Origin of the sequence: Erwinia sp. E602, assembly GCF_018141005.1 — a bacterium.
Lineage (GTDB): Bacteria > Pseudomonadota > Gammaproteobacteria > Enterobacterales > Enterobacteriaceae > Erwinia.
The window spans coordinates 289,000-314,392 of the sequence record NZ_CP046581.1; the positions used below are offsets into that span (position 1 = coordinate 289,000).

19 protein-coding genes are annotated in these 25,393 nt (G+C 58.1%); 10 read left to right on the top strand and 9 right to left on the bottom strand.

What is annotated here, in order from left to right:
- Positions 1-79: 79 nt before the first annotated feature.
- The 4 genes from GKQ23_RS01270 to GKQ23_RS01285 form a co-directional block, all read right to left on the bottom strand.
- Positions 80-2,056, bottom strand: coding sequence for an autotransporter outer membrane beta-barrel domain-containing protein (locus tag GKQ23_RS01270; protein ID WP_212408233.1), 1,977 nt, complete (start codon positions 2,054-2,056; stop codon positions 80-82).
- Positions 2,057-2,222: 166 nt separating this feature from the next.
- Complete coding sequence (locus GKQ23_RS01275; protein WP_249168389.1) at positions 2,223-3,041, bottom strand: VirK/YbjX family protein; 819 nt, start codon at positions 3,039-3,041, stop codon at positions 2,223-2,225.
- 550 nt (positions 3,042-3,591) lie between these two features.
- Positions 3,592-4,842 (bottom strand): cell wall metabolism sensor histidine kinase WalK, encoded by a 1,251-nt coding sequence (locus tag GKQ23_RS01280; protein ID WP_249168390.1) that lies wholly within the window; start codon positions 4,840-4,842, stop codon positions 3,592-3,594.
- On the bottom strand, positions 4,842-5,528 hold the full coding sequence (locus GKQ23_RS01285) for a response regulator transcription factor (RefSeq protein ID WP_212408235.1): 687 nt from the start codon (positions 5,526-5,528) through the stop codon (positions 4,842-4,844). Before GKQ23_RS01285 ends, GKQ23_RS01280 begins: the two co-directional genes overlap by 1 nt.
- Before the next feature lie 108 nt (positions 5,529-5,636).
- Here GKQ23_RS01285 and GKQ23_RS01290 point away from each other — a divergent pair, with 108 nt between their 5' ends.
- Both GKQ23_RS01290 and GKQ23_RS01295 read left to right on the top strand, forming a co-directional pair.
- Positions 5,637-6,410: a MipA/OmpV family protein gene (locus tag GKQ23_RS01290; protein ID WP_212408236.1), complete on the top strand. Its 774-nt coding sequence runs from the start codon at positions 5,637-5,639 to the stop codon at positions 6,408-6,410.
- A gap of 39 nt (positions 6,411-6,449) precedes the next feature.
- Positions 6,450-9,548 (top strand): multidrug efflux RND transporter permease subunit, encoded by a 3,099-nt coding sequence (locus GKQ23_RS01295; protein ID WP_212408237.1) that lies wholly within the window; start codon positions 6,450-6,452, stop codon positions 9,546-9,548.
- An 83-nt stretch (positions 9,549-9,631) separates the two neighbouring features.
- Here GKQ23_RS01295 and GKQ23_RS01300 read toward each other — a convergent pair whose 3' ends face one another.
- Complete coding sequence (locus tag GKQ23_RS01300; protein ID WP_212408238.1) at positions 9,632-10,555, bottom strand: substrate-binding domain-containing protein; 924 nt, start codon at positions 10,553-10,555, stop codon at positions 9,632-9,634.
- Between the two features lie 351 nt (positions 10,556-10,906).
- On the opposite strand from GKQ23_RS01300, the gene GKQ23_RS01305 reads away from it, so the two are divergent.
- A complete protein-coding gene (locus GKQ23_RS01305) occupies positions 10,907-11,734 on the top strand; it encodes a sugar phosphate isomerase/epimerase (RefSeq protein WP_056237386.1) in 828 nt (275 codons plus the stop codon).
- A gap of 505 nt (positions 11,735-12,239) precedes the next feature.
- Here GKQ23_RS01305 and GKQ23_RS01310 read toward each other — a convergent pair.
- Positions 12,240-13,226, bottom strand: coding sequence for an IS110 family transposase (locus GKQ23_RS01310; protein WP_212408371.1), 987 nt, complete (start codon positions 13,224-13,226; stop codon positions 12,240-12,242).
- Between the two features lie 385 nt (positions 13,227-13,611).
- Complete coding sequence (locus tag GKQ23_RS01315; protein WP_212408239.1) at positions 13,612-15,042, bottom strand: glycoside hydrolase family 1 protein; 1,431 nt, start codon at positions 15,040-15,042, stop codon at positions 13,612-13,614.
- A gap of 528 nt (positions 15,043-15,570) precedes the next feature.
- Between GKQ23_RS01315 and GKQ23_RS01320 the strand changes: the two genes are divergently transcribed.
- A complete protein-coding gene (locus GKQ23_RS01320) occupies positions 15,571-16,311 on the top strand; it encodes a MurR/RpiR family transcriptional regulator (RefSeq protein WP_212408240.1) in 741 nt (246 codons plus the stop codon).
- Between the two features lie 179 nt (positions 16,312-16,490).
- On the opposite strand, the gene GKQ23_RS01325 is transcribed toward GKQ23_RS01320, so the two are convergent.
- Positions 16,491-17,345, bottom strand: a complete 855-nt coding sequence (locus tag GKQ23_RS01325; protein WP_212408241.1) for an SDR family oxidoreductase — start codon at positions 17,343-17,345, stop codon at positions 16,491-16,493.
- Positions 17,346-17,446: 101 nt separating this feature from the next.
- Here GKQ23_RS01325 and GKQ23_RS01330 point away from each other — a divergent pair, with 101 nt between their 5' ends.
- A complete protein-coding gene (locus GKQ23_RS01330; protein ID WP_212408242.1) occupies positions 17,447-17,809 on the top strand; it encodes a helix-turn-helix domain-containing protein in 363 nt (120 codons plus the stop codon).
- Between the two features lie 108 nt (positions 17,810-17,917).
- On the opposite strand, the gene GKQ23_RS01335 is transcribed toward GKQ23_RS01330, so the two are convergent.
- The gene (locus GKQ23_RS01335) at positions 17,918-18,811 is read right to left on the bottom strand and encodes a LysR family transcriptional regulator (RefSeq protein WP_212408243.1); all 894 of its coding nucleotides are present in this window, start codon (positions 18,809-18,811) and stop codon (positions 17,918-17,920) included.
- 284 nt (positions 18,812-19,095) lie between these two features.
- Between GKQ23_RS01335 and GKQ23_RS01340 the strand changes: the two genes are divergently transcribed.
- The 5 genes from GKQ23_RS01340 (at position 19,096) to GKQ23_RS01360 (ending at position 25,365) form a co-directional block, all read left to right on the top strand.
- Complete coding sequence (locus GKQ23_RS01340) at positions 19,096-19,350, top strand: YdgH/BhsA/McbA-like domain containing protein (protein ID WP_056237366.1); 255 nt, start codon at positions 19,096-19,098, stop codon at positions 19,348-19,350.
- Positions 19,351-19,499: 149 nt separating this feature from the next.
- Positions 19,500-19,850, top strand: coding sequence for a helix-turn-helix domain-containing protein (locus tag GKQ23_RS01345; protein ID WP_212408244.1), 351 nt, complete (start codon positions 19,500-19,502; stop codon positions 19,848-19,850).
- 115 nt (positions 19,851-19,965) lie between these two features.
- Positions 19,966-23,100 carry an efflux RND transporter permease subunit gene (locus tag GKQ23_RS01350; RefSeq protein ID WP_212408245.1) on the top strand — a complete coding sequence of 1,045 codons (3,135 nt, stop codon included), beginning with the start codon at positions 19,966-19,968 and terminating at the stop codon, positions 23,098-23,100.
- A gap of 400 nt (positions 23,101-23,500) precedes the next feature.
- Positions 23,501-24,937 (top strand): sugar porter family MFS transporter, encoded by a 1,437-nt coding sequence (locus tag GKQ23_RS01355; protein ID WP_212408246.1) that lies wholly within the window; start codon positions 23,501-23,503, stop codon positions 24,935-24,937.
- Positions 24,934-25,365, top strand: coding sequence for a PTS sugar transporter subunit IIA (locus tag GKQ23_RS01360; RefSeq protein ID WP_212408247.1), 432 nt, complete (start codon positions 24,934-24,936; stop codon positions 25,363-25,365). Before GKQ23_RS01355 ends, GKQ23_RS01360 begins: the two co-directional genes overlap by 4 nt.
- The last annotated feature ends 28 nt before the right edge of the window (positions 25,366-25,393 follow it).

Consider the following 25,393-nt stretch of genomic DNA (forward strand, 5'->3'; position numbering starts at 1 on the left):
CAAAGATAAAATAAGCTGCCATGAACATAGAAAAATATGCTCCGGGGACCGGGCTATGAGGCTCATCACATTTTGCTGATTAGAATTTCACGCTGATACCGGCGTTATAACGGGTCTGGTTGCCGTCGCTCAGCCCGGCGGTCTGCGCAACCGCTGCAAAGGCCGACACCCTGTCCGAGATCGGCATAGTGGCCCCGGCGGAGAGTTCGGCCCAGTCCTTATCCTGTTTCTCGCTGACGCGGGTGAAGGTCAGCGCGGTGGATTTCAGGCCGCCGTTGGCGCGGTACACGTCATCGCCGAACTGATGACGCCAGCTGGCCTGTGCCCAGGGATTGATCGTACCCGCGCGGGCATCAATACGCCACCCCGCGCTGCCGATCTGCGAGTGGCCGTTCTGGTCGCCAAAGCGCATTGACGTACTGCTGTTGCCCTGTTCGCTGTAGCCGCGCACGTGGCCATAGTCCCAGGCATACTGCAGCGTTGGCCCGGTGGTCAGCCAGTCGGTCGCCGCGAAGTCGTAGCCTGCCGTCAGCCGCGTACCATACAGCCTGCCGCTGGTCTCGCCTTTTTCGGTGCGCGTCAGTTGGCCTAGGGTGATATCACGCTGAATATTGGCAAAGTCCGCCGACAGATAGTGCACGTCGCCAGCGATCCACGCCTGGCCCAGCCGCAGCTGGCTGAACAACGCGGTCTGGAAACCACGGGCATCATAACGGTAGCGGTCGTCCGGGCGCTGGTTGTCCAGCGAACCGGCGATCAGGCCACCGACCAGCAGATTGTCGCTCAGCTGGTAGTCGACGCCGACCGTCAGGCTGTTGGCATTGCCCCTGCCGGAACCGTTTTCTCCGTTATCGCGATAGCGCTGATAACCGCCGCTGTAGCCGCCAAACGCGCCGAGCGCACCGGTGGCCGCCGGGTTCTGACGCAGCTGCTGATAACGGCTATCGAGGGTACTGCGGCTGCCGTTAACCATCGCCAGCGTGCCCTGGTTCAGCGCCGTAACCTGCAGCGGGGCGGAAACAATTGAGGTAATGTACCGGGCGATAATGTCGTGTACCTGCGGGCCGGGGTGGAAATGGTCGGCAAACAGATAATCCTGCGCGGTGTTGAAGCCGCTGGTGCTGGTGGTGCAGTCGGTGGCGGCCACGCCGGCCGGGCAGGCCATACCGGCGGTATTGGTCAAACCAAACGCCAGCGGGTCGTCCAGCAGCTCCCGGAACACGGCGTTGATGTCGGCCAGCGCGATGTTGCCGCCGTGCTGCTGCAACGCCGCCTCTTCGGTACGGTTATACAGGCCGGTCAGCGCAGAAGCCTGCTGGGCGGCGGTGGCGTAAGCGGCGCTCAGCTGGGCGGCGATAGCCTGCTGAACGGCGGAATTGCCGCTGACGACCGATGCAGCGGCCAGCAGTGAGCGATCGATCGCCTGCTGACGGCTGGCGAGGTCTGGCGTCGCCGCGGCGTTCAGTGACGCATACGCGGCCTGGATAGCCGGCGCTGCCGCTGCCCCCAGCCCTGTCGTCAACACCAGCTCCAGCAGCGTTGGGGTGGCAGAGATATCCGGCACGTTGGGTACCACCACCAGCCCCGCGCCGGCATCCAGCAGGCTGGCGGCCTGGCCCGCGGCGCTGGTGGCGCTGTTCACCGCCAGCCCCTGCGCCAGCGCCGGTTGCGTCGCGGCGGCGGCCAGATCGTTGCCACCGATCCAGTGAATATAGAGGCCGTTAGCGTCGGCACGGCCGCCGTTCTGGCTGAGATAGGCGGCTACCTGAGCCGCGCTGTTATCGGTGGCGTTCAGCGCGGCCACCGCCGTGGCGCCACCGGCGGCATAGTTGCTGCCGCCGGCATCTGAAGGGGTTAACCTCAGCCCGTAATGGCTGGCCAGCTGTTCAGCGTAGATCGGGTTCTGGCTGCTGTTCCAGGTCCAGCGGCCGTTGTTGCCGGTATCGCTCAGGCTGTCGCCAAACACCGTTAGCGAATCAAATGCCCAGGCAGGGGCGGTAAGGGCGAGGAAGATGGCCAGGCTGCTGAAACGAAGTGATTGATGCGTTACGATCATACGAGCCTCTTTTTCGGTATTTTTTGCTGAAACCAGCGCTACTTAATCTTCTATACGAGATAGTTTAATTTTCCATGACGGACGCCGCCATTTCTGAGAAACGTGATGGCAGGCGTCTTTTCAAAGGGAATTAACGGGTGGGTGGGCGGCTGAAACGTTACGTCGGCTAAGCGTTCACGTGAGTGGATAGCGGCCGCGGCAGCACCTGCCTGATATCCTGTTCGAGCTGGTCAAGCAGCGCATAGCGTTTGCGATACTCAGAGCGTTTTTTACTGGCGATCTCTTCCATCTCTTTGCGGGGGATCGCCGCAGGCAGTGAATAATAGCCTTCGGCGGTCGCCGTGCCGCCGAGCATTTCCCAGAAGTCGTTATAATCCGCGTGCATCAGTTTTTTTCGGCTGCCGTAGCGCAGGGATCGGTAGACATGGGTGGCGTTTGAAACCGCACAGATCGCTTTCACGTCAAGCCATTTACTGACCTGGAGCAGCGCTTCGAATACCACTCTTTTCGGGAACAGCCCGTACAGCGTTTTGGTCGCCTGCTGCACGATCTGCTGGGCGTCCGGGTTATTTGGCCCCTGCAGGCCGCCAATCATCAGGGTTAACTGCCCGTGGTGCTGACAAAGGGTAAAGGTCAGCTCACAGAGCAGCTGCCCGGCGGCGTCCCGTAATATAATGCTCGCTTCGCCTTCGCGATCGAGGGTATGCGTTGAGATCAGGCTCATTACATAACGCTGCTCGTCTTTCGCGGCGATCTGCGCAAGGCAGAGCCCCGCTCCGCCAAGGTGCTGAGCAAAGAGAGTTACGCCCAGGCGTTCGGTAATGTGCTGATAATGCTGGATTACCGCCCGCGCGCCCGCCTGCCTGCCCAGGCGGTTGGTCAGATAGGGGCGGTGGTTGCGGCACGGCAGGCGGGGTTGTGAAGAGAGCAACTGCTCATAGTGCGGGTGACGGGTAAGCATGGTCAGCAGGGTGAAGGTAGGCATTGGCATCAGCAGCCCACGCAGCAAGTATTTACGGCGAAATTGCGAGGATTGCCACACGGAGTGGGGGACCAGTTTCCCGGTACACAGTGCGATAAAAAGGGCCAGTGGTGTGGCTGGCGGCGCAGGGCGATTAACATCTGTTATTTGCGACATATTTAACCTTATTATATTCAACGCACCGCACGACCTCCTTTTCAGAGAAACTTTACGGTGGGCATAACATCTTTTTAAGTGAAAACCCCATTAGCCAGAACGCTAAAGCGTATGAGCGATTATGCGCAGTAATTATCAACGTTTCGTCAATGGTTTGTTGGTATTTTATAAATTCGTGTGATTTTATTAAATGCCGTCTGTCGGAGGAGGTGGTGAGATATAATTTTGAACTATCTATTGCTGTGTTTAGAATGTGTTTAGCAAAGTAATTGAGCGGGACGATTCTTTTGCTTCCGATAATTAACAGGCGATCGTGTTGTCGACGAGGTGCAACTTATTTATTGCGTGATTAACCAGGGGCGCCGTGAGGAGCTTAAAAAGCCGGCAAGAGGCTGATTTAACCCGGCTGGCCGAACACGTTCGGGCGATGTTCGTTGGGCAACGTCACGGTGAATGTTAACCCGGCACCGTCATTGTTTCGTGCCGAAATGGTGCCGTTGTGCGCGAGGCAGATCGCCCTGGCGATCGACAGCCCCAGCCCGGCACCGCCGGAATGCCGCGATCGTGAGGCCTCCGCGCGGGCAAAACGCAGAAAGAGCTTACCGCGGAAATCCTCGCTGACGCCGGGCCCGTAGTCTTTGAAGCGGATAACGATCGTCTTCCCGAACTGCTGATAGCGGATATCCAGTCGCTTCCCCTCGGATGCATAGCGCAGCGCATTGTCCAGCAAAATAGAGAACACCTGACCGACTCTGAAGTGATCCGCTTCGCAGACTATCTGCGGTGAACCATCCAGTGTAACGTCAAATTCCAGCGCCTGAAGCCGCGGCCTCAGCCAGGAAATTTTTTCGCGCAGTACCTCATCCAGGGGAATTTTCTGTACGTTCAGGTGTAACTGCCCGGCGTCCGTCAGTGAAAGCAGATGCAGGTCGTCGGTCAGCCGGTTGAGGTGCTGCAGTTGACGCATGATTGTTGCCAGCTGATCCTGCGAGGGGGGAAATACGCCATCAATCATCCCCTGCAGGCGACCCATGGCGGCGGTGAGCGGTGAGCGCAATTCATGCGCGAGGGCAATATGCGACGCCTTCAGTTCTTTGTCATAGCCTGCCAGCTGGCTGGACATGATATTGAGTTTGCCGGTCAGCTCGTGGATCTCCTGCGGCATGTTTTGCGGAGGGTCCGCCCTGACGCCAAAATCACCTTCCGTCACCGCCTTCGCCACCTGCGCAAGGCGGCTGATGTGCCGTGAGATCGGCCTGACCGCACGCAGTGTCACCACAATAAATACCGGTATGGCGCTGAGCAGCAACGCCCCCACCAGAAACCAGTCAGACGGATAGATGCTGGGGTCCGAATAACTCAGCCCGTACCACTTATCGACCAGCTGATGAAAGCGGTTGATGTCCTGCGATGGATTTTCCAGCAGTCGGCTCAGTTCAATTTTGTCTGCCGTCGGAATTCTGCTGCTGATCCATGCCTGCGGGAGGTAGTAGCGGAGCCACAGGATTGAGATGATCAGAAAGGTGCCGCCGAGTGCCAGCGACAGCAGGCGCGTACAGATCCATCGCCACAGCGTGATGACACCGCCTGCGCGGGTTTTAACCATCTGTTCGCGCGCACGTTGACGCCGCTTACGCGTAAGCGACATCAGTGGCTGAACCTGTAGCCAATACCGCGCACGTTAATCAACACGCCGGTCTGGCCCGCCGACTCCAGCTTCTTTCTGAGATTATAGATATGGGTATCCACCACGCGCTCCAGCGCGTCGCTTTCCGGCAAACTGGCCTCCAGCAGTGACTGACGTGAAAAGGCCTTGTGCGGATGCGCAAGCAGTTGTGTCAGCAGCATTAACTCGGTGGGCGTCAGCTCCAGAGGCCGGGACTGCCCGTCATCCCCCAGCACAGATGCCCGAAACGCCTCGGTATCAATCCGAACCTTTCCGTACTCAATCAGCGGCGACGTTGCCCGGTAACCCGCAGCACGGCGCAGCACCGCATGGATCCGCGCCACCACTTCACCCGGATTATAAGGCTTAACCACGTAATCATCCGCCCCAAAGCGCAGCGCGCTGATTTTATCCTGACCGTCACCGATGGCGGTAACCATAATCACCGGGATTTCGCTTTTGCGCCGCAGCGCCATCAGCACGTCGATACCGTTAAGGCCAGGCAGCATCACGTCCAGCAGGATAAGGTCCGGTTTCCAGCGCAGGGCAAGGTCAAGCCCGCGCTGCCCGTCGCTGGCCGTCATCGTCTCGAAACAGTCTTTTTTAAGATACGCTTCGAGCACGTTGGCGGCGTCCAGGTCATCTTCGACGATCAATACTTTCTTCATGGGCTCTTGATTAAACCTTGATAATTTATTGCCGGTTCGTTGATGAATAAAAGTGATAATGAGATCCCGGTAAGTATATGACAATCAGGATGATGAAAGAAGATGAAAATGAAACAACTCATATCAATGGCGGTAACCACCGTCGCCGTGATTTCCTGTCCGGTAATCGCAGCGGAAAATGTGGATTCCGTGATAACCCTCGGGATCGGCTACAGTTATTCAAATAAATATAGCGGCTCTGATGAATCCAGCTCATCGGCTATTCCTTATTTCAGAATGGAAAAAGGGATCTGGTTTGCCGACAGTTATTCCGGGCTGGGGTTGGATCTCGACTGGGATAATGGCGTGTATTTTACTCAGGCCATCGGTTATTCGCTGGGGCGTGCCGCAAAAGGGGGCGAATGGCGCAGCGGTTCCCGAAAACTGAAAGGCATGGGTAATATAAAATTCGCGTTAGTCTCCTCTTCCACGCTGGGGTGGCAGGTAAACCCGTGGCTGGCTGTAGAAGGTAACGTCACGGCACCGCTCAGCGATGGCCAGGGGCTTAACTATCGCACCGGCGCGAAGTTCAGTCTCTGGTCGGGCCGCCAGGATACGCTGGTGTTGTCATCCAATGCGCATTTTGGCGACGCCAGATACAACAATCTCTGGTATGGTGTCAGCCACGCGCAAAGCCAGCATACGGGCTATCAGCGTTATCATGCCACCAGCGGCCTGTATAGCGTCGATGCCAGTTTAAGCTGGGTGCATCATTATAGTGATAACTGGTGGAGCTATGCTGAATTCACCTATACCCGCTTAACTGACAATGTTAACCACAGCCCGATTGTGTTCACAAAAAACGGCACGGATGTCGGCCTGGGCCTGCTCTATTCCTTCTGATCACTCTTATAAACTCTGATATACCCTGGGAAATTACCGATGCCGCAGTTCTTTATTCATCGCCCTGTTTTTGCCTGGGTGGTGGCTCTTTTTATCGTCCTTTCCGGCGTCATCGCCATTCCGCAGCTTCCCGTGGCGCAGTATCCTTCGGTGGCCCCGCCGCAGCTTTCGGTGAGCGTCAGCTATCCGGGCGCTACGCCGGAAACGATGAATACCTCGGTCATCTCGCTGCTGGAACGCGATCTCTCCGGCGTGGAAAACCTGCTCTACTTTGAGTCCTCCAGCGATACGTCCGGCAGCGCCAGTATCTCCATCACCTTCCGTCCCGGTACCGATATCAAGCTGGCGCAGGTTGACGTACAGAACAAACTTAAAGAAGTGGAGTCGCGGCTGCCCGCTGCGGTGCGGCAGAATGGCCTCAGCGTCGAAGCGGCCAGCTCCGGATTTTTAATGCTGGTCGGCCTGAAGTCCCCCAACGGCAGCCATAGCGAGGCGGATCTCAGCGACTGGTTTGCCCGTAATGCCTCTGACGAGCTGAAGCGCGTGCCCGGCGTCGGAAAGGTACAGCTGTTCGGTGCCGAAAAGGCGATGCGGGTCTGGCTGGATCCGGACAAGCTGTTCCGTTATCGCCTGTCGGTTTCTGAGGTGATTGCCGCGCTGAGCGCGCAGAATGCGCTGATCTCACCCGGCCGGGTGGGGGATGAGCCGGCGGCGGCAGGGCAACGCGTCACCTATCCACTGAACGTGCGCGGGCAGCTGCATTCACTGGCGGAGTTCCGCAATATCACACTGAAAGCGCAGGCCAACGGCGCGCGGGTGCGCCTCGGCGACGTGGCCCGGGTGGAGCAGGGCCTGCAGAGCTATGCCTTTGCCATTCGCGAGAACGGCCAGCCGTCAACGGCAGCGGCCATACAGCTGTCGCCCGGTGCCAACGCGGTGAGCACCGCCGCCGGCGTGCGGGCGCGCCTGGCGGAGCTGAACGGCGTGCTGCCGGACGATATGGCGTTTTCGGTGCCCTTCGATACCGCGCCGTTCGTCAAACTGTCGATTGAAAAAGTGATCCACACCTTCCTGGAAGCAATGGTGCTGGTGTTCCTGGTGATGCTGCTGTTCCTGCAGAACCTGCGCTACACCTTTATTCCGGCCATCGTCGCGCCGGTGGCGCTGATGGGCACCTTCACCGTGATGCTGCTCAGCGGGTTTTCGATCAACGTGCTGACCATGTTTGGCATGGTGCTGGCGATTGGCATCATCGTCGATGACGCCATCGTGGTGGTGGAAAACGTCGAACGGCTGATGGCGCAGCAGGGTCTGTCACCAAAGCAGGCCACGCAGCAGGCGATGCAGGAGATCACTCCGGCGATTATCGGTATTACCCTGGTACTGACCGCGGTGTTTATTCCGATGGCGTTTGCCAGCGGCTCGGTGGGGATTATCTACCGCCAGTTTACGCTGTCGATGGCGGTGTCGATCCTGATCTCAGCGTTTCTGGCGCTGACGCTGACGCCGGCACTGTGCGCCTCGCTTCTCAAACCGGTGAACGGACATCCTGATGAGAAGAAAGGCTTTTTTGGCGGCTTCAACCGTAGCTTTACCCGTCTGACGGCAGGCTATGAGTCCGGCCTGCGCGCCACGCTAAAGCGCGGTGGCCGGGTGCTGGCCTTATACGGCGTGCTGTGCGTGGTGCTGCTGTTTGCCTGGCGGGCGCTGCCCTCGGCGTTCCTGCCGGACGAGGATCAGGGCTACTTTATGACCTCCATCCAGCTGCCGTCGGACGCGACCCAGCAGCGCACCCGTGAGGTGGTCGGCCATCTGGAATCGCTGGTCGCCGGGCGGCCGGGCACGGAGAGCAACCTGTCGATATTTGGCTTCAGCTTTTCCGGCTCCGGCCCGAATACCGCGATGGCGTTTACCACCCTCAGGGAGTGGGACCAGCGTCAGGGCGCGACCGCCGCCGGAGAAGCCGCTTACGTGCAGGAAGAGATGAGCAAGCAGCCTGACGCCACGGTGATGAGCCTGATGCCGCCGGCGATTGCGGAGATGGGCACCTCATCCGGCTTTACGCTGGCGCTTGAGGATCGTGCTGGCCACGGCTACGCCGCGCTGATGGCGGCGGCGCAGCAGTTAACCGAACTGGCCAATCAGAGCGGCGTGGCGGCGTATGCCTACATCGACGGTCTGCCGGAAGGCGTCAGCGCCACGCTGGACGTGGATCGTGAAAAAGCCCGGGCGCTGGGCGTTTCCTTTGAGGAGATCAACCAGACGCTCTCCGCGGCGACCGGCTCTTACTACGTTAACGACTACACCGATGACGGCCGCGTCCAGCAGGTGATCGTGCAGGCCGACGTGGCCTGGCGAATGCACCTGCAGGACGTACTGAAGCTGTACGTGAAGAACGCCAGCGGTGAGATGGTGCCGTTCCCCGCCTTCGCCAGCGCCGGCTGGACCCAGGCACCGCAGCAGTTAAACCGCTTTCAGGGCTATCCGGCGGTCAGTATTTCCGGCGGTGCGGCGGAGGGGGCTTCCAGCGGCGCGGCGATGGAGAAAATGGAGCAGCTGATGGCAGAACTGCCGAAAGGTTACCTGCTGGAGTGGACCGGCAGCTCGCTGCAGGAGCGCGACTCCGCCGCGCAGATGCCGCTGCTGGCCGCGCTGTCTGTCCTGGTGGTGTTTATGGTGCTGGCGGCGCTGTATGAGAGCTGGTCGGTGCCGGTGGCGGTGATGCTGGTGGTGCCAGCCGGACTGGCAGGCGCGCTGGCTGCCGTCTGGATCGCCGGGATGCCTAACGACGTGTTCTTTAAGGTGGGGGTGATTACGCTGATCGGCCTGTCCGCCAAAAACGCCATTCTGATCGTCGAATTCGCCCGGCAGCTGCACGCACAGGGTACGCCGCTGCTGGAGGCCACGGTAAAGGCCGCCCGCCTGCGCCTGCGGCCAATCCTGATGACCTCGCTGGCCTTTACGCTGGGCGTGGTGCCGCTGATGCTGGCAACCGGTGCCAGCGAAAGCACCCAGCACGCCATCGGTACCGGGGTGTTTGGCGGGATGATCAGCGGTACGCTGCTGGCGATCTTCGTGGTACCGGTGCTGTTTATCGCGGTGACGAAGATGGCGGCGAAGCTGACCCGCCGGCGCTGAATTTGCTGCCTGCTGCGCTACGGCGGATAAAGGCGTAAACCTGCACGGCGGCCATACCGGAATGGCCGCCTGCGGATGAGGGTCTACTTCAGGTTTTTATCGCTAAACTCCTGCAGATTGGCCTGGGTAATGGTCTGATAAGGAACCCAGTTATAGGCTTCGGTTTTCTTACCGGCCAGCATCGCCAGGGCAACGTCGACCGCGCCGATCGCCTGACCTTTGGCGTCCTGGAAGATGGTGACCGCCAGTTTGCCGTTTTTAACAAACTGCAGCGCGTCCGGCGTACCGTCAATCCCCGCCACCAGCACATCTTTCTTCTTCAGCTGGTCCAGCGCCATGATGGCACCGATCGCCATTTCATCGTTGTTGGCAACTATCGCGTCAATCTGGTTACCGTCCTGCAGCCAGGAGAGGGTTTTATCCACCGCTTCATTGCGCTGCCAGTTGGCGGTCTGCTTCTGCACCACCTTCATGCCCGGATGGGCGCTTACAAAATCTTCCACCGCTTTGGTGCGCTGACGCGCCTCTTCAGTCGACAGCGAGCCCATCAGGATCGCCACATTACCCTTGTGGTTCATCCGCTGCGCCAGCGCCTCGATCTCCATTTTGCCGCTGACGGCGGAGTCAGAACCGACGTAGGCGACCTTACCGGTCAGCGCGGTTTCCGGCTTGCGGTTTACAAATACCAGCGGGATATTGGCCTTCTGCGCCGCCCTGATAATCGGCAGCACGCCCTGGGTATCCACCGGGTTGAGGATAATGGCGTCGGCTCCCTGATTGATAAAGTCGTCGACCTGCTGGATCTGTAGCGACACGTCCCCTTTGGCATCGGCGTACTGGCTCTTAACCCCTTTCTCGTTCAGTTGCTTCTCCATCTGGCTGCGCAGGATTGAGACAAAGTTGAGATCCAGATTGGCCAGCGCCACGCCGACCATATAGGTTTTTGCCTGGGCTGTGAATACGCTGAGGGCGCTTATGAGTATCAGTAACCACTTGAATTTTTTCATTGTTATTTCCTGTCAGGTCAGTTGGTTTTGTTTTTATGCACCCGGGTGCAAGAAAAAATGAGAGCAGCCCGGATAATTAACATTACGTCGCATATGGCAACATGCTGTTAACCTGAATCTCTGCCATGATGGAAAATTAGTCAATTGGCCTCATTTCAGAAATAAAATCATGCTCACAGAATTGATTTAAATCGCACCCGGTTGCAAAATGCAGTTTGCACCCGGGTGCATCTGATCACATAATCGCCGCGCAGGTGCGTAATACGTGCCGGCACAGGCTTACTCAACCGCGGCCAGCCGCCCGGCGCGTCGTGGATGCGCTCAGCGGCTGGCCGGCATCAAGGAGCGAACATGAAGTTGTCTCTGCACGGCGTCTCTGTCTGGTACAGCAACGCCGTTACCCAGCTGCGGCTGGCGCGTGAAGCCGGATTTGACGGGCTGGAACTGCTGCCCGAACACCTGTACCGCTATCTGGAGAACGGCGGCAGCTATGCCCGCTTCCGCGAGCTGATGGCGGAAAATCAGGTTGAGATCACCTGCATCAACGCGCTGAAACGCATTGGCCGCCACCGGCCGGAGGAGCGTGAGGCGCTGCTGCGTGAAGCCGCGCGCATCTGCGAAGCAGCGGTAGAGCTGCGCTGCCCGGTGGTGCAGATCATGGCGCTGACCGAGCTGGACCACCTGCCGGAAGCAGAACGCAACGCCATCCTGCGTGAAAATATCTGCGCGATCGCCGATATCGGTAAACCCTTAGGGCTGAAGTTCCAGATCGAAGTGGTGGCGTTTACCGCCTTCAACTCGCTGCAGCAGGGGCTGGATATGATCGCCGCCTGCGGCCGCGACAACGTCGGCCTGGTGGTTGACTTCTGGCACCTGCACGCGGGCGGTAACACCCGGCCGGAAGAGGTGGCGGCGATGGATGTTAATCTGATCTACGGCGTGCACTTTTGCGATGGCCGCGCGGCGCGTCCGGGCGAAGCCTGGGATGAGTGGGTGCAGCGCGACTACGCGCCGGGGCAGGGCGATGTGGATATTCCGGCCTGGCTGGCGGCGGTGCGGGAAACCGGCTATCGGGGCGGCTGGTGCCCGGAGCTGCTCAGCCCGCAGCACTGGGAGTGGGACCTCGCCGATATCGCGAAATCGTGCCGCGACAGCCTGCGGGAGTACGGGGTGCAGTAACCCCCGCGTCAGATGCCAGCTGCTACCCGCAAACGGCTTCACTCTCTGGCATTTGCGTTGCTGCTTTAAGGGCATAGCTTCATGGATTGGTGCCGGGTTCGGCCGCTGGCGACAGAACGCCGGGACGCCGTTAATTTTTTAAAGCCCAAAAACCGGCTTTAAAAAATAATCCATCCATGGAGGCTCGGACGGCGCGTCCTTGCGCCGTACGCCCGGCTAACCTGCTCGCCAACGGCCTCCCTTGCTGGCACTTACGTTGCTGTTAAAGGCCGGGCTTTAGGCTCAGATTGATCGTCGGAGGAAGGTGTTGCGGCTAAGGATAGATTTTATATGCTGAGTGCTGAGTGCTGAGTGCTGAGTGCTGAGTGCTGAGTGCTGGATTCAGTAAAGAGGTTTTATGGCAGCGACACAACAGTTAAAAGGCAATCGGGGGGGACATCCGGATAAGCGGACCGTCGGAGCACAGGGATGTGCGACGCCGAGCGTACAGCTACCGTCTTGAACGTCAACCCACTGCACCATAATTTTCATCGTAGCAGCGTTGATGTTTCAGCACCCCAAAGCACTGATGAACCAGCTTTCGCATCACCGCTCCGAGCGCCGACATCTTACATTTGCCCCCTGCCTGCAGCCGTTCGTAGAGGGCCTTCATTGGCTTGTTATACTTCACCGCAACCAGTGCGCCGATAAACAGTTTTGCCCGCAGGTGTGCGGGGCCGTTTTTCGACAGCCGGGCGCGATAGTGTACCGAGGTGCCTGAACGCTTCTCCTTAGGTACAAGACCAAACCAGGCCGCGGCCTGTTGGGCACTCTCAAAATCGTGGCTTTTCAGGGCGACCAGCATGTTCGGGCCGATCTGACGCCCCACGCCTTTGATGGACGTGAGCAGATCCAGGTCACGCTTAAGGCCGGGATACCTGTTGATATGTTCATCAATGAGTTTTTCCACCGCGTTAAGTTCGCCGTACAACACGGCTATCATCTTACGAACGGAGGTTTCAACCAGAGGAGAAGGGCGCGTTGACAGGATTTTTTCCAGCCGGTTTTCTTCCCGCATCGCATCCTTAAGCAGAGCATCCCGCCTGCTCAGTAGCGCCTTCAGCTCACTGATTTCTTTAGGAGGCGCGTTCCACGCTTCGGGCTTTCTCAGCTCACCGTAGCAGGCAAGAACAAACGCATCCACCCGGTCCGTTTTCGTCAGGATCCCCATGCCGTTAGCAAAGTTCCTCACGCGGGCCGGATTAGCGATAACCACTCTGACGCCCTGGTCGTAAAGGCCAAAGGCCAGATGTTCGTGATAGGTGCCCGTGGGTTCCAGAACGACCTGCAGGTCGGCCACGTTCACTTTCCTGGCCACAACCCATTCAAGAACGGCCGCTGCAACCCGGGGACCATTGCTCAGTACTTTCGTTTTCTTCCTGCCGTCGGGACCATCGGGCAGCAGGCAGAGGTCGATTTTACTTTTTCCAACGTCAATACCTAACTGGATCATCATGCGTCTCCTTTCACATATAACCATCACGCCCATTATCCTTGTGCATGCGGAGTCAGTGCTCCCGGCAACCGTTCAAAGTCTGTTCTGGCGTGAAAGGTGAAGCAGGGGATTTATGCTGTACGACAAGGTCATAACCTTATGGATGTATCAAATTCACCCTGTTTCAGATGGTGGTAGCTAACCACCACCCACTACAAGATTCAAGATACAAGGGACGTATTTACAGCGTGTCCGCGTTCCGGATGTCCCCCCCGATAAGCCGGGCACCAATCCTAAAGCGACCCGGCCCCGAAGCCATACCCCGATAAGCCGGGCACCAATCCTAAAGCGACCCGGCCCCGAAGCCACACCCCGATAAGCCGGGCGCCAACCCCACAGCGACTTACGCCAGATCGGCCCCGTTAGACGCAATCACTCCGCGATACCAGTACCACGAATCCTTCAGGCTGCGCGCAAAGTCACCGGTGCCGTCATCGTGGCGGTTAACATAGATAAAACCGTAGCGCTTGCGGTACTCGCCGGTGCCGGCGCTGACGATATCCACCGCCGACCACGGCGTGTAGCCAATCACGTTTACGCCGTCGGCCACCGCTTCGCCCAGCTGAGCAATATGATCGCGCAGGTAGCTGATGCGGTAATCGTCGTGGATCGCACCGTCTGCCGCCACCTCGTCCAGCGCGCCGAGGCCGTTTTCCACCACCATCAGCGGCGTGTTCGGGTAACGCTGTGACAGGCCGTTCAGCACCCAGCGCAGCGCGCGCGGGTCGATCTGCCAGCCCCAGTCGCTGGCCTTAAGGTACGGGTTATCCAGCGCGTCAATATGGCCGTTGCCGCTCACCTGGTCATTCTCGCCTCTCTCGCCGACGCACACCGAGTTGTAGTAGCTGAAGCTGTAGAAATCCACCACGCCGTCGCGCAGGATCTCCGCATCTTCAGGCCGTTGCTGCAGGGTGACGTTATGTTCACGGAAATAGCGCTGTGCCCATGCCGGATAGTGGCCGCGCACGTGAACGTCGCCGGCCAGCGCGTTATGTTCCTCGTTCCACTGCTGCTGTAACAGCATGTCCTGCGGTGAACAGGTGCGCGGGTAGGCGGTCAGGTAAGCAATCATGCAGCCCAGCTGGTTGCCGGGGTCGATCTCATGGCCTTTTTTCACCGTCAGCGCGCTGGCGACCAGCTGGTGGTGCATCGCCTGGTAACGACGCTGCGGCGAATCCTCACCCTGAGGGAAAATCATACCGCCGCCGAGGAACGCGCCAAACGGCAGGGTAAGAATGTTGATCTCGTTAAAGGTCAGCCAGCGGGTCACCCGGCCGCGGAAGTGGCTCATTACCGCTTCAGCGTAACGGGTGAAATGGCCGATCAGCTCACGGTTGTCCCAGCCGCCAAAGGCTTTGGTCAGCCCGTAGGGCATCTCGTAATGTGACAGCGTCACCAGTGGCTCAATGCCGTATTTCTCCAGCTCGGTCAGCACCCGGTCATAGAACGCCAGCCCTTCAGCGTTTGGCTGCTGCTCTGTGCCTGCGGGGAAAATACGTGACCAGGCGATGGAAAAGCGGAAGCACTTCAGCCCCATCTCGCCCAGCAGGCGGATATCTTCCTCGTAGCGATGGTAAAAGTCGGTGCCGTGGTGGTTCGGGTAGAAGACGCCGGGCTGGATTTCCGGCGTCACTACACGGGCGGTGTGCAGATCGCCGCCGCGATAGATATCGCAGATGCTGATCCCTTTACCACCCTCCTGCCAGCCGCCCTCGTGCTGGTTGGCGGCGGTGGCGGCTCCCCATAAAAAGTTTTCCGGAAATTGATAAGTCATCACGCTGTCTCCTGAAGGATGAACGGGTTAAACCGACATAGTGCGAATAAAAGAGGCGTGTGTCAGACCGATGGTGAAATAGCAATGAACACACGTTGTTAGTGATATTTCACTCGCCACGATCGGCGGTTAAAGAATTAAAGCGTTGCAGATAAATACATTCTGCGATGCGGTCGATGGTGATACGTTGGCACGGCCAGATTTTTACATCAAGTAAAAACAGCTGGTTAGCGACCTTTGTGTGATTGTTGTCACAGATAAAAAACGACATGGGCCGTAATAAAAACACCCTGTTTTTTATGGTGAAAAATAGCGCCGTCTAAAAAACATTTTGTTTGTGTTGCTGAGAGGTTTTATTTAGATCGCTGTTTTGTGAATGTAAATAATCTATTTTCATTTGAAAAAAATAAATACGTTTGTCACAAAAAAAAGCGCGACTTATGATAAGCGCTCACTTCAGCGGGTGTGGACCTCCCCCGCCCTGAAGAAAGGGTTTTACGGCGCAGCTGATAAGCACCAGGGAGCAGCATGATCGATCTGCAGCGGGTCAGGGAGTTCAACAACACCGACCTCAAAGTCTATGACTATCTGATTAAAAATTACGCCACGCTCGGCTATATGACCATCCGCGAGTTCGCCGCCGCCTGCGACGTCTCCACCACCACCATCCTGCGTTTCTGCCACAAGGTGGGCTACAAAAACTACAGCGATTTTAAGCGGGGGTTAAAGGCTTATCTGGACACGCATCCGCAGGGCAGCGCGGTGGACCTCGCGCAGGAAGCGCGGGGCTTTTTCACCCTGATCAACAACGACGAGATGGATCGCGCCATCGCCAGCTGCGCGGAGAAAATCAAAAGCAAAAAGAACATCGTCTTCGTCGGCACCGGTATCTCCGGCATTATGGCCAAGTACGGCGCGCGCTATCTCTCCAGCACCGGAAAAATGTGTTTTTACATCGACGATGCCACCTTTCCGGTGTCGGCCTCGGCGTGGCAGGGGGATATTGCGCTGGTGCTGTCGGTCTCCGGGGAGTCCCCGCCGACGCTGGAGATCGCCGCTAAGCTGAAAAGCTCCGGCTGTGAAGTGATTGCCATCACCAGCGATATCCGCTCGCCGCTGGCGCAGATGGCCGACTCGCAGCTCTGTTACTTTATGAAGCAGACGCGCATTGAAGAGGTGATCAACATCACCAGCCAGATGCCGGTGATCTATATTATTGAATCGCTGAGTAAAGCGGTGATGAGCCAGCCGGTGACATCGCTACCCTGAACCGCACAGCCAGAAAGCCCGGCGTAACCCGTGATAGCCAGGGCCCCGCGCCGCCGGTCAGACCAGCGCAGTAAAAACCAGCGAGTGGCTGATGACTTGCTTAGTCAACCCGCTGGCTGGTGCAGAAACTGCGCACTGGCCGGGCGGCGTTTCCTGTACTGACCGGCCAGCGAAAAACATCAGCCCTTCAGCGCGGCCTTAATCACCTCAGCATAGGGCGTGGTTGGCCGGCCGATCAGCCCGCTCAGCGTGCGGCTGTCGTCAAACAGCCCGCCCTGTGCTGCGCCGGCGTCAGAGTCGGCCAGCATCTCCGCCAGGCCGTCCGGCAGCCCGGCGCCTTTCAGCGCGGCGGCAAACTCGGCCTGCGGCAGATTGACATAGTCGACCTGCTCGCCGGACTGGCGGGCGATCTCCGCGCTAAAATCGGCCAGCTGGTAGCTGTCGTCACCGGCCAGTTCGTACACCTTACCGCCCTGGCCGTCGCGCACCAGCACTTCCGCCGCCGCCTCGGCGTAATCCACTCGTGCCGCAGAGGCAATGCGTCCTTCACCGACCGCGCCGATAAAGGCGTGATGCGCCAGCGCCGGCGCAATGCTGGCGGCGTAGTTTTCCGTGTACCAGCCGTTGCGCAGCAGCGCAAACGGAATACCGGACGCCCTGAGCTGTGCTTCGGTGGCGCGGTGCTCGACGCCCAGGCCCAGCGGGGTGGTGTCTGCCCGCAGCAGGCTGGTGTAGGCAATAAAGTCGACGCCTGCCGTTCTGGCGGCGTCGATCACCGCCTGGTGCTGCGCGACGCGCTGGCCGACTTCGCTGGAGGAGATCAGCAGCAGCTTGCTGACGCCGGTCAGGGCGCCGGCCAGCGTGTCCGGCCGGTTATAGTCGGCCACGCGCAGCGTCACGCCCTGTGCCTGCAGGTCAGCGGCTTTTTCCGGCGAGCGGACTAAGGCAATGATTTCAGCGGCAGGGATTTTTTTCAGTAAGGCATCAATCACCAGACGGCCCAGCTGGCCGGTGGCACCGGTAATCGCAATCATCGTTCTCTCCTTCAGTTTTAACTGGTGTGGAAAGAGTGTGGACGATAAACTAACTTTTAGTAAGTACTTACAGAAATGTTAGTTTGCAGAGAGCAGGGTAAATGTCTGAAAACCTGAGTGAAAAATTTCAACGCGGCGAATTGCTGAACGTCAACTGCCCGTCCCGCGACGTGCTCAAACGCATTACCAGCCGCTGGAGCGTGCTGGTCCTGCTGGCGCTGCGCGACGACACGCTGCGCTTTAGCGAACTGCGCCGCAAAATTGGCGGCGTCAGCGAACGGATGCTGGCGCAGACGCTGCGCTATATGGAAGAAGATGGTTTTGTTGAGCGTATTGCGTACGAGGTGGTGCCGCCGCACGTCGAGTACCGGCTGACGCCGCTTGGCCACGAGGTGGAAGGCCAGGTCACCGGGCTGGCCGACTGGCTGGAGAGCAACGTGCACCGGATTACTGGCCGCGGATAACCTGGCGTGAAGCCAGCGCCCGGCACGCGCCGCGGGCGCGCAGCAGGCCGGTCGCGGGACTCTCCCGCGCTGTCTGGTGATGGCGGGGTTGTCGTCACCAGACAGCGCTCACCCGCGATATCTCACCGCCTCAATCAGTTTTGCAAAGGCCGGAGTATGCTGCCGGCGGCTGGGATAATAGAGGTAATAGCCGCTGAACGGCCGGCACCAGTCGCCGAGCATGGACACCAGCCGGCCGCTGGCCACGAGTTCAGTCACGCAGTCTTCCGGCACGCAGGCGATGCCGATGCCGGACAGCGCCGCATCGACCCGCGACGCAAGGTTATTAAACACCAGCTGGCCTTCAACCTTAACGTTGATCTCTTTGCCGTCCTTGCTGAACTCCCAGCTGTACAAGCCGCCCATCGTCGGCAGCCGCATATTGATACAGTTATGCTGCTGCAGCTCATACGGCGTGGCGGGCGTGCCGTGCTGCCGCAGATAGTCGGGGGAGGCGACCACCGCCATTTTCCAGTCCGGGCCAATCCGCACCGCCACCATATCCTTTTCGACCTGCTCACCGAGCCTGACGCCGGCGTCGAAGCGGCCGTTAACGATATCGGTTAGCGAGTTATCCGCCGACAGTTCCACCTTCACCTGCGGATACTGCTGCAGGAAGGGTTTCAGCAGCGGCCACAGCGTGGAAGAGAGCGCATGTTCGCCGGCGGTAATACGGATAGTGCCGGCGGTAATGCCCTGGCTGTCGGTCAGCTGCAGCAGCGTTTTCTCGATATCCAGCAGCATCGGCCCGACGCTCTGGATCAGGTTTTCCCCGGCCTCGGTCGGGGCCACGCTGCGGGTGGTACGGGTTAACAGACGGGTGTTTAAACGCTCTTCGAGGCCGCGGATCGCGTGGCTTAAGGCCGACTGAGAAACGCCTAACTTCGCCGCAGCCCGGGTAAAGCTGCGCTCCTGGGCGACCATCACCAGATAGATCAGGTCGTTAAAATTTTCTCTGAGCATGTGTACGCCTTTGTCAATGTGAGCCAGACTTCAACCTGACCGATATACATAAACTGAAATATATGTGAAATTTTCACGAATCCTGCAACGGCAGCCTGTTTTGTGTGATATGCATCAGCTCCTGAACCTCACCCCGGCTACCTTAGCGTGTTTTTTGAGGTTATTAATGATTTTTAATCATAAAGCCTATCAACTTTCCCCCGCTAATAAAGTGCAACTCGCAATGATACTCTTTGCCCGGCTGTCAGACGCCTCTGACGGTACGACTTATCTGTGAGGTTGTTATGAAAAAATACTCCGTTGCCATTATGGCGCTGACCGCGCTGTTTAGCCTTAACACGGCGTTTGCCGTCGAACTGGTGAATGATGCCGCCGGTAAAACCAAAATCGGCGTGGTCTCCGCCAGCGGTGCATACTCGCTGGACAACCTGACCCGCAAGCTGGCTGTTAAAGCAGAGCGGGAAGGGGCCGGTTCGATGAAAATTATCGCCGCCGGTGGCGAAAATAAAATGCAGGGTGTGGCAGAAATCTACAAATAATCCGTGATCAGGACGAAATATTCCCGCTGGCCTAATACTACCCGCTAATTGACGTTTCTGACGTCTGCATCTGTATCGGCTATCGTGAGCTCTGCGCGTCTGTTTCGTCTGTCTTTATCCGCAGCAACGTTTAGTAAGTCGGGGTGAGAATGGATCGACATACAACGATTATCCATGAGCTGCTGCACTGGATCGACGACAATATCCGCAGCCCGATTAAGGTCGACGATGTCGCACTGCGCTCAGGCTACTCGAAGTGGCACCTGCAGCGGATGTTTTACCGCATTACTCACGTCAGCCTGGGAAACTATATCCGCGACCGCAAGCTGACGCTGGCGGCGGATGATCTGATTAGCACTACTGAGAAGGTAATTACGATATCCGTTAAATATGGCTACGACTCCCAGCAGTCATTTACCCGCTCGTTCGCTAAAAAATATCAGGTTCCTCCGGCAACCTATCGGCGGTTGAATACCACCTGCATCACCCATCCACTTTAAATATATCGGTAACCGGTCTCCGGGAGAAAATAATAATGCCCTATCATGCGGCACTTAAGCCTTCGGCCTTATTCTGTGCGCTGGCTATTTTAGCGCTCACAGGAACCAACAACTGATGTCCAGATTCTTTATCGATCGGCCGGTATTTGCCTGGGTACTGGCGATAATCGTGATGCTGGCCGGGGCGATTTCGATTACGAAACTGCCGGTAGAACAGTACCCTGACGTCGCCCCGACGGCGGTGCAGGTACGTGCGACCTATCCGGGTGCCGATGCGGCCACGCTGCAGAACAGCGTCACCCAGGTGATTGAGCAAAACATGAGCGGGCTGGACGGGCTGATGTACATGTCTTCCACCAGTGACGCCTCCGGCACGCTGCAACTGACGCTGTCATTTGCAAACGGCACCGACGCGGATATTGCCCAGGTCCAGGTGCAGAATAAGCTGCAGCTGGCCACGCCGCTGCTGCCACAGGAAGTGCAGCAGCAGGGCATTACCGTGCGTAAATCCTCCAGCGTATTCTTCCTGGTGCCCGGTTTCTATGATGAAACCGGCCGCATGAGCATGGAAGATATTGCTGACTATGTGGCGACCAACCTGAAGGATCCGCTCAGCCGCATCAGCGGCGTAGGGGATACCACCCTGTTTGGTTCGCAGTATGCGATGCGTATCTGGCTGGATCCCGGCAAACTCAACACCTATCAGCTGACGCCGGTTGACGTGATCGCACGGATTGAAACGCAGAATGCGCAGGTGGCAGCCGGACAGCTGGGCGGTGCGCCGCCGGTAAAAGGCCAGCAGCTTAACGCCTCGATTATCGCCCAGACGCGGCTGACCTCGCCGGAGGCATTTGGCAATATTCTGCTGAAGGTTAACGCGGACGGTTCGCAGGTGCGGCTGCATGACGTGGCGCGCGTTGAACGTGGCGGTGAAAACTACAACTTCGTGGTGAAAATAAATGGTAAACCGGCCTCGGCGCTGGGTATTCAGCTGGCCAGCGGCGCTAACGCCCTCGACACCGCTAACGCCATTCGTGCCAAAATTGAACAGCTCAAACCTTACTTCCCGCAGGGGTTGAAGGTGGTCTATCCCTATGACACCACGCCGTTTATCACGATCTCAATTCATGAGGTGGTTAAGACGCTGGCAGAAGCGATCGTGCTGGTGTTTCTGGTGATGTACCTGTTCCTGCAGAACCTGCGCGCCACGCTGATCCCAACGATTGCCGTCCCGGTGGTGCTGCTGGGCACCTTTGCGATCCTCGATGCCTTTGGCTACTCAGTCAACACCCTGACGATGTTCGGTATGGTGCTGGCGATCGGTCTGCTGGTGGATGATGCGATCGTGGTGGTGGAAAACGTTGAGCGGGTCATGGCGGAAGAGGGGCTGAAACCGAAGGCCGCGACCCGCAAATCAATGGGACAAATTCAGGGCGCGCTGGTGGGGATTGCGCTGGTGCTGTCGGCTGTATTTGTGCCGATGGCGTTCTTTGGCGGCAGTACCGGCGTTATCTATCGTCAGTTCTCAATTACCATCGTGTCGGCGATGGTGCTGTCGGTGCTGGTCGCGCTGATCCTCACCCCTGCGCTGTGCGTCACCCTGCTCAAGCCGGTTAAGACGGGCGGCCACGGCCAGCATCGCGGCTTTTTTGGCTGGTTTAACCGCCGGTTCGACCAGAGCGCCGACCATTACAGCCATGCCGTCGGGCGGATGCTGCACCGCAGCGGTCGTTTCCTGACGATCTATGGCGTGCTGGCGGTCGGCATGGCGGTGCTGTTTGTGCGCCTGCCAACCTCGTTCCTGCCTTCGGAAGACCAGGGGGTACTGGCCACCCAGGCGATCATGCCTGCCGGTGCCACCCAGGAGCGTACCCAGGCGGTGCTGGATCGGGTTAGTGACTGGTATCTGACGGCGGAAAAAAATAACGTGGAGAACGTGCTGACGGTAAACGGTTTTGGTTTTGCCGGCCGCGGGCAGAACGTCGGGATCGCCTTTGTGGGCTTGAAAGACTGGTCCGCGCGTGCGGGCGATGAGAACAAGGTCGACGGCATCGTCAGCCGCGCAATGAAGGCGTTCAGCGCGATTATTGACGGTAACGTGGTGGCCTTTAACCTGCCGCCGATTATCGCGCTGGGTAACGCCACCGGCTTTGACTTTGAGCTGACCGACCAGGCGGGACTCGGCCATCAGCAGCTGACTGCCGCGCGCAATACCCTGCTGGATCTGGCGCGGCAGCATCCCGAGACGCTGGCCGCGGTACGTCCTAACGGTATGGAAGACAGCCCGCAGTTCAGGCTGAATATTGACGAGGAAAAAGCGCTGGCGCTCGGGGTGGATCTGGCCGACATCAATGCCACGCTGAGCAGCGCGTGGGCCGGTAACTACGTTAATGACTTTATCGACGCGGGTCGGGTGAAAAAAGTCTACGTGATGAGCGATGCCCCGTACCGCATGATGCCGCAGGATCTTAACCAGTGGTACGTGCGCGCCAGCAACGACAAGATGGTGCCCTTCGCCAGCTTCTCCACGGCGCAGTGGGTGTTCGGTTCACCGCGTCTTGAGCGCTACAACGGCCTGTCGGCGGTGGAAATTCTCGGGCAACCGGCGGCGGGAAAAAGTTCGGGCGAGGCAATGGCGCTGATGGAACACCTGGCGCAGCAGCTGCCCCCCGGTATCGGCTATGAGTGGACGGGCATGTCCTGGCAGGAGCGGATGTCGGGCCAGCAGGCGCCGGCGCTGTACGCGCTGTCGCTGATTGTGGTGTTCCTGTGCCTCGCCGCGCTGTATGAGAGCTGGTCGATCCCGTTCTCGGTGATGCTGGTGGTGCCGCTCGGGGTGCTGGGCGCACTGGTGGCGACCCTGCTGCGCGGTCTGAATAATGACGTCTACTTTGTGGTGGGGCTGCTGACCACCATCGGACTGTCGGCGAAGAACGCCATTCTGATCGTTGAGTTTGCCAAAGATCTGATTGAGAAAGAGGGCAAAGGGGTGGTGGAAGCCACGCTGGAAGCGGCACGCATGCGTCTGCGACCGATCCTGATGACCTCGCTGGCGTTTATCCTCGGCGTGCTGCCGTTAGCCCTCGCCTCCGGGGCCGGCTCCGGCGCGCAGAATGCGGTGGGCACCGGGGTGATTGGTGGCATGGTCGCCGCCACCCTGCTGGCAGTCTACTTTGTGCCGCTGTTCTTTGTGGTGGTGCGTAACCGCTTCGGCGGGCGGGTGCGCGATGACGAGGATGATGAAGCATAGTGGGTTAGCCACACGGCACTACCGTTCCTCCTCTTAACGTTCCCTCCGTTACCGGGCACCCTTTGCCCGGTAACGACATTGCCCGACAGCGGCAAAGCAAGTTTTCCACTCCTCGCCACAATATGAAATAAAAGTTTTGTAAAAAGAGATGGTTCTGAAATCACCTTTCCACTTATTTCAGAAAACACGCACTGTTTTTCAGGTTATTATGGAGTAAAAACCATCATTATCAGCAGCTAATACCTAAATTGAGTACGGTGATGTAAGTTTGTAAATGCGCCCATTTTGAAATCAAATCGCCATTGTGTGACGACAGTAGAACTTTAATTTCAAATTTGCTGATATGTTAGTTACCAGAACGTAAATTTTTTGACGGAACATTTACACGAAGGATAACAACATGTCGTTAGCGATGAGTCTCAATCCGCAGCAAAGAAAGCGATTACATCAGATAACCTTAGTCGCCACTTTCGGCGGTTTACTGTTTGGCTATGATACCGGGGTGATTAACGGGGCGTTTTCTTCCCTGAAAAGCAATATGGCGCTAACGCCGGAAACAGAAGGGCTGGTGATGGGGATCCTGCTGATCGGTGCCGCCATCGGCAGCGTCTGCGGGGGAAAACTGGCGGATTTCTTCGGCCGCCGTACCTACCTGATCTGGCTCTCCGTCATCTTCTTTGGTGGCGCGGTACTTTCAGCCGTTGCACCAAACGTCACCAGTCTGCTGCTGGCGCGCTTCCTGCTCGGCTATGCCGTTGGCGGTGCTTCCGTTACCGCACCTACGTTTATCTCTGAAGTTGCCCCCACCGAGATGCGCGGTCGGCTAACCGGTTTAAACGAAGTGGCTATTGTGGTCGGCCAGCTGGCCGCCTTCGCCATCAACGCAGCTATCGGCTTTGGTTTTGGGCATCTGCCTGATGTCTGGCGCTATATGCTGATTGTGCAGGCTTTGCCGGCTATCTTCCTGCTGATTGGCATGCTGCGCTCTCCGGAAAGTCCGCGCTGGTTAATGAGTAAAGGGCGAAATGAGGAAGCGCTGACGATCCTGAAACAGATCCGCCCTGAACAACGCGCGATTAAAGAGTATGAAGATATTCTGACGCTGATGAAGGTGGAAAAAGAGCAGAAGCTGCACGAGAAAAGCGCCGTATCGATTATTTTGAATACGCCATGGCTGTTTAAACTGATTCTGGTGGGCATGGCCTTTGCGGCCTTACAGCAAACCACCGGCGTGAACGTGATTATGTATTACGGTACCGAGATCCTGAAAACCGCCGGCTTCTCGGAGAAAATGTCGTTGGTTGCTAACGTGCTTAACGGCGTGTTCTCCGTCGGCGGGATGATCTTCGGCGTGCTGTATCTGGTGGACCGTTTCAAACGAAAAACCCTGATTGTTTACGGCTTCGCGCTGATGGCCACCCTGCACCTGATTATTGCCGGCGCGGATTATCTGCTGGTCGGCGATCTGAAGGCAACGGTGATCTGGCTGCTCGGGGCGCTCTTCGTCGGCGTGATGCAGGCGACGCTGGGCTTCCTCACCTGGGTGGTGCTGGCGGAACTGTTCCCGCTCAAGGTGCGCGGCCTGTCGATGGGCATCTCGGTGTTCTTTATGTGGGTGATGAACGCCATCGTCAGCTACCTGTTCCCGCTGCTGCAGGCCAAGCTGGGGCTGGGGCCGGTGTTCCTGATCTTTGCGGTAATTAACTACCTGGCCATCATCTTTGTGGTGAAAGCCCTGCCGGAAACGGCCAATAAGTCACTGGAGCAGCTGGAAGAAGAGCTCTCTTCGGGCAGTGAAACCGCTATCAACACCTCATCAGGCGGAGAAAGAGTATGATCGAGACCATCACCACCGATAACCTGCATCTTGGATGCCAGGCGAAAAACAAGGCCGAAGTCCTCGCCATGGTCGGCCGGGAGTTTAAGGCTAAAGGCTACGTCAGCCAGGAGTGCGTGGCGTTTCTCGACGAGCGGGAACGCCAGGTGTCGACCTTCTTAGGCAACGGCATTACGCTGCCGCACCTGCCGAAATCGCAGACCGGCATTATCCTGAGAACCGGCGTGGAGATTTTCCAGTTCCCCGACGGCGTGATCTGGGACCGCAGCAACGTGATGTTTATTGCGATTGGCGTGGCGGCGAAAGAGAAAGAGCATATCGACGTGCTGAAGGACGTGGCGTCGGTGTTCAGCGATGAGATTATCGCTAACGCGCTGTCGCTGATCTCCGGTAAAGAGGACTTCCTGCGCATTCTTAACCGCAGGTAATCCCAATCCCCCACGCTGGCCGTGTGCC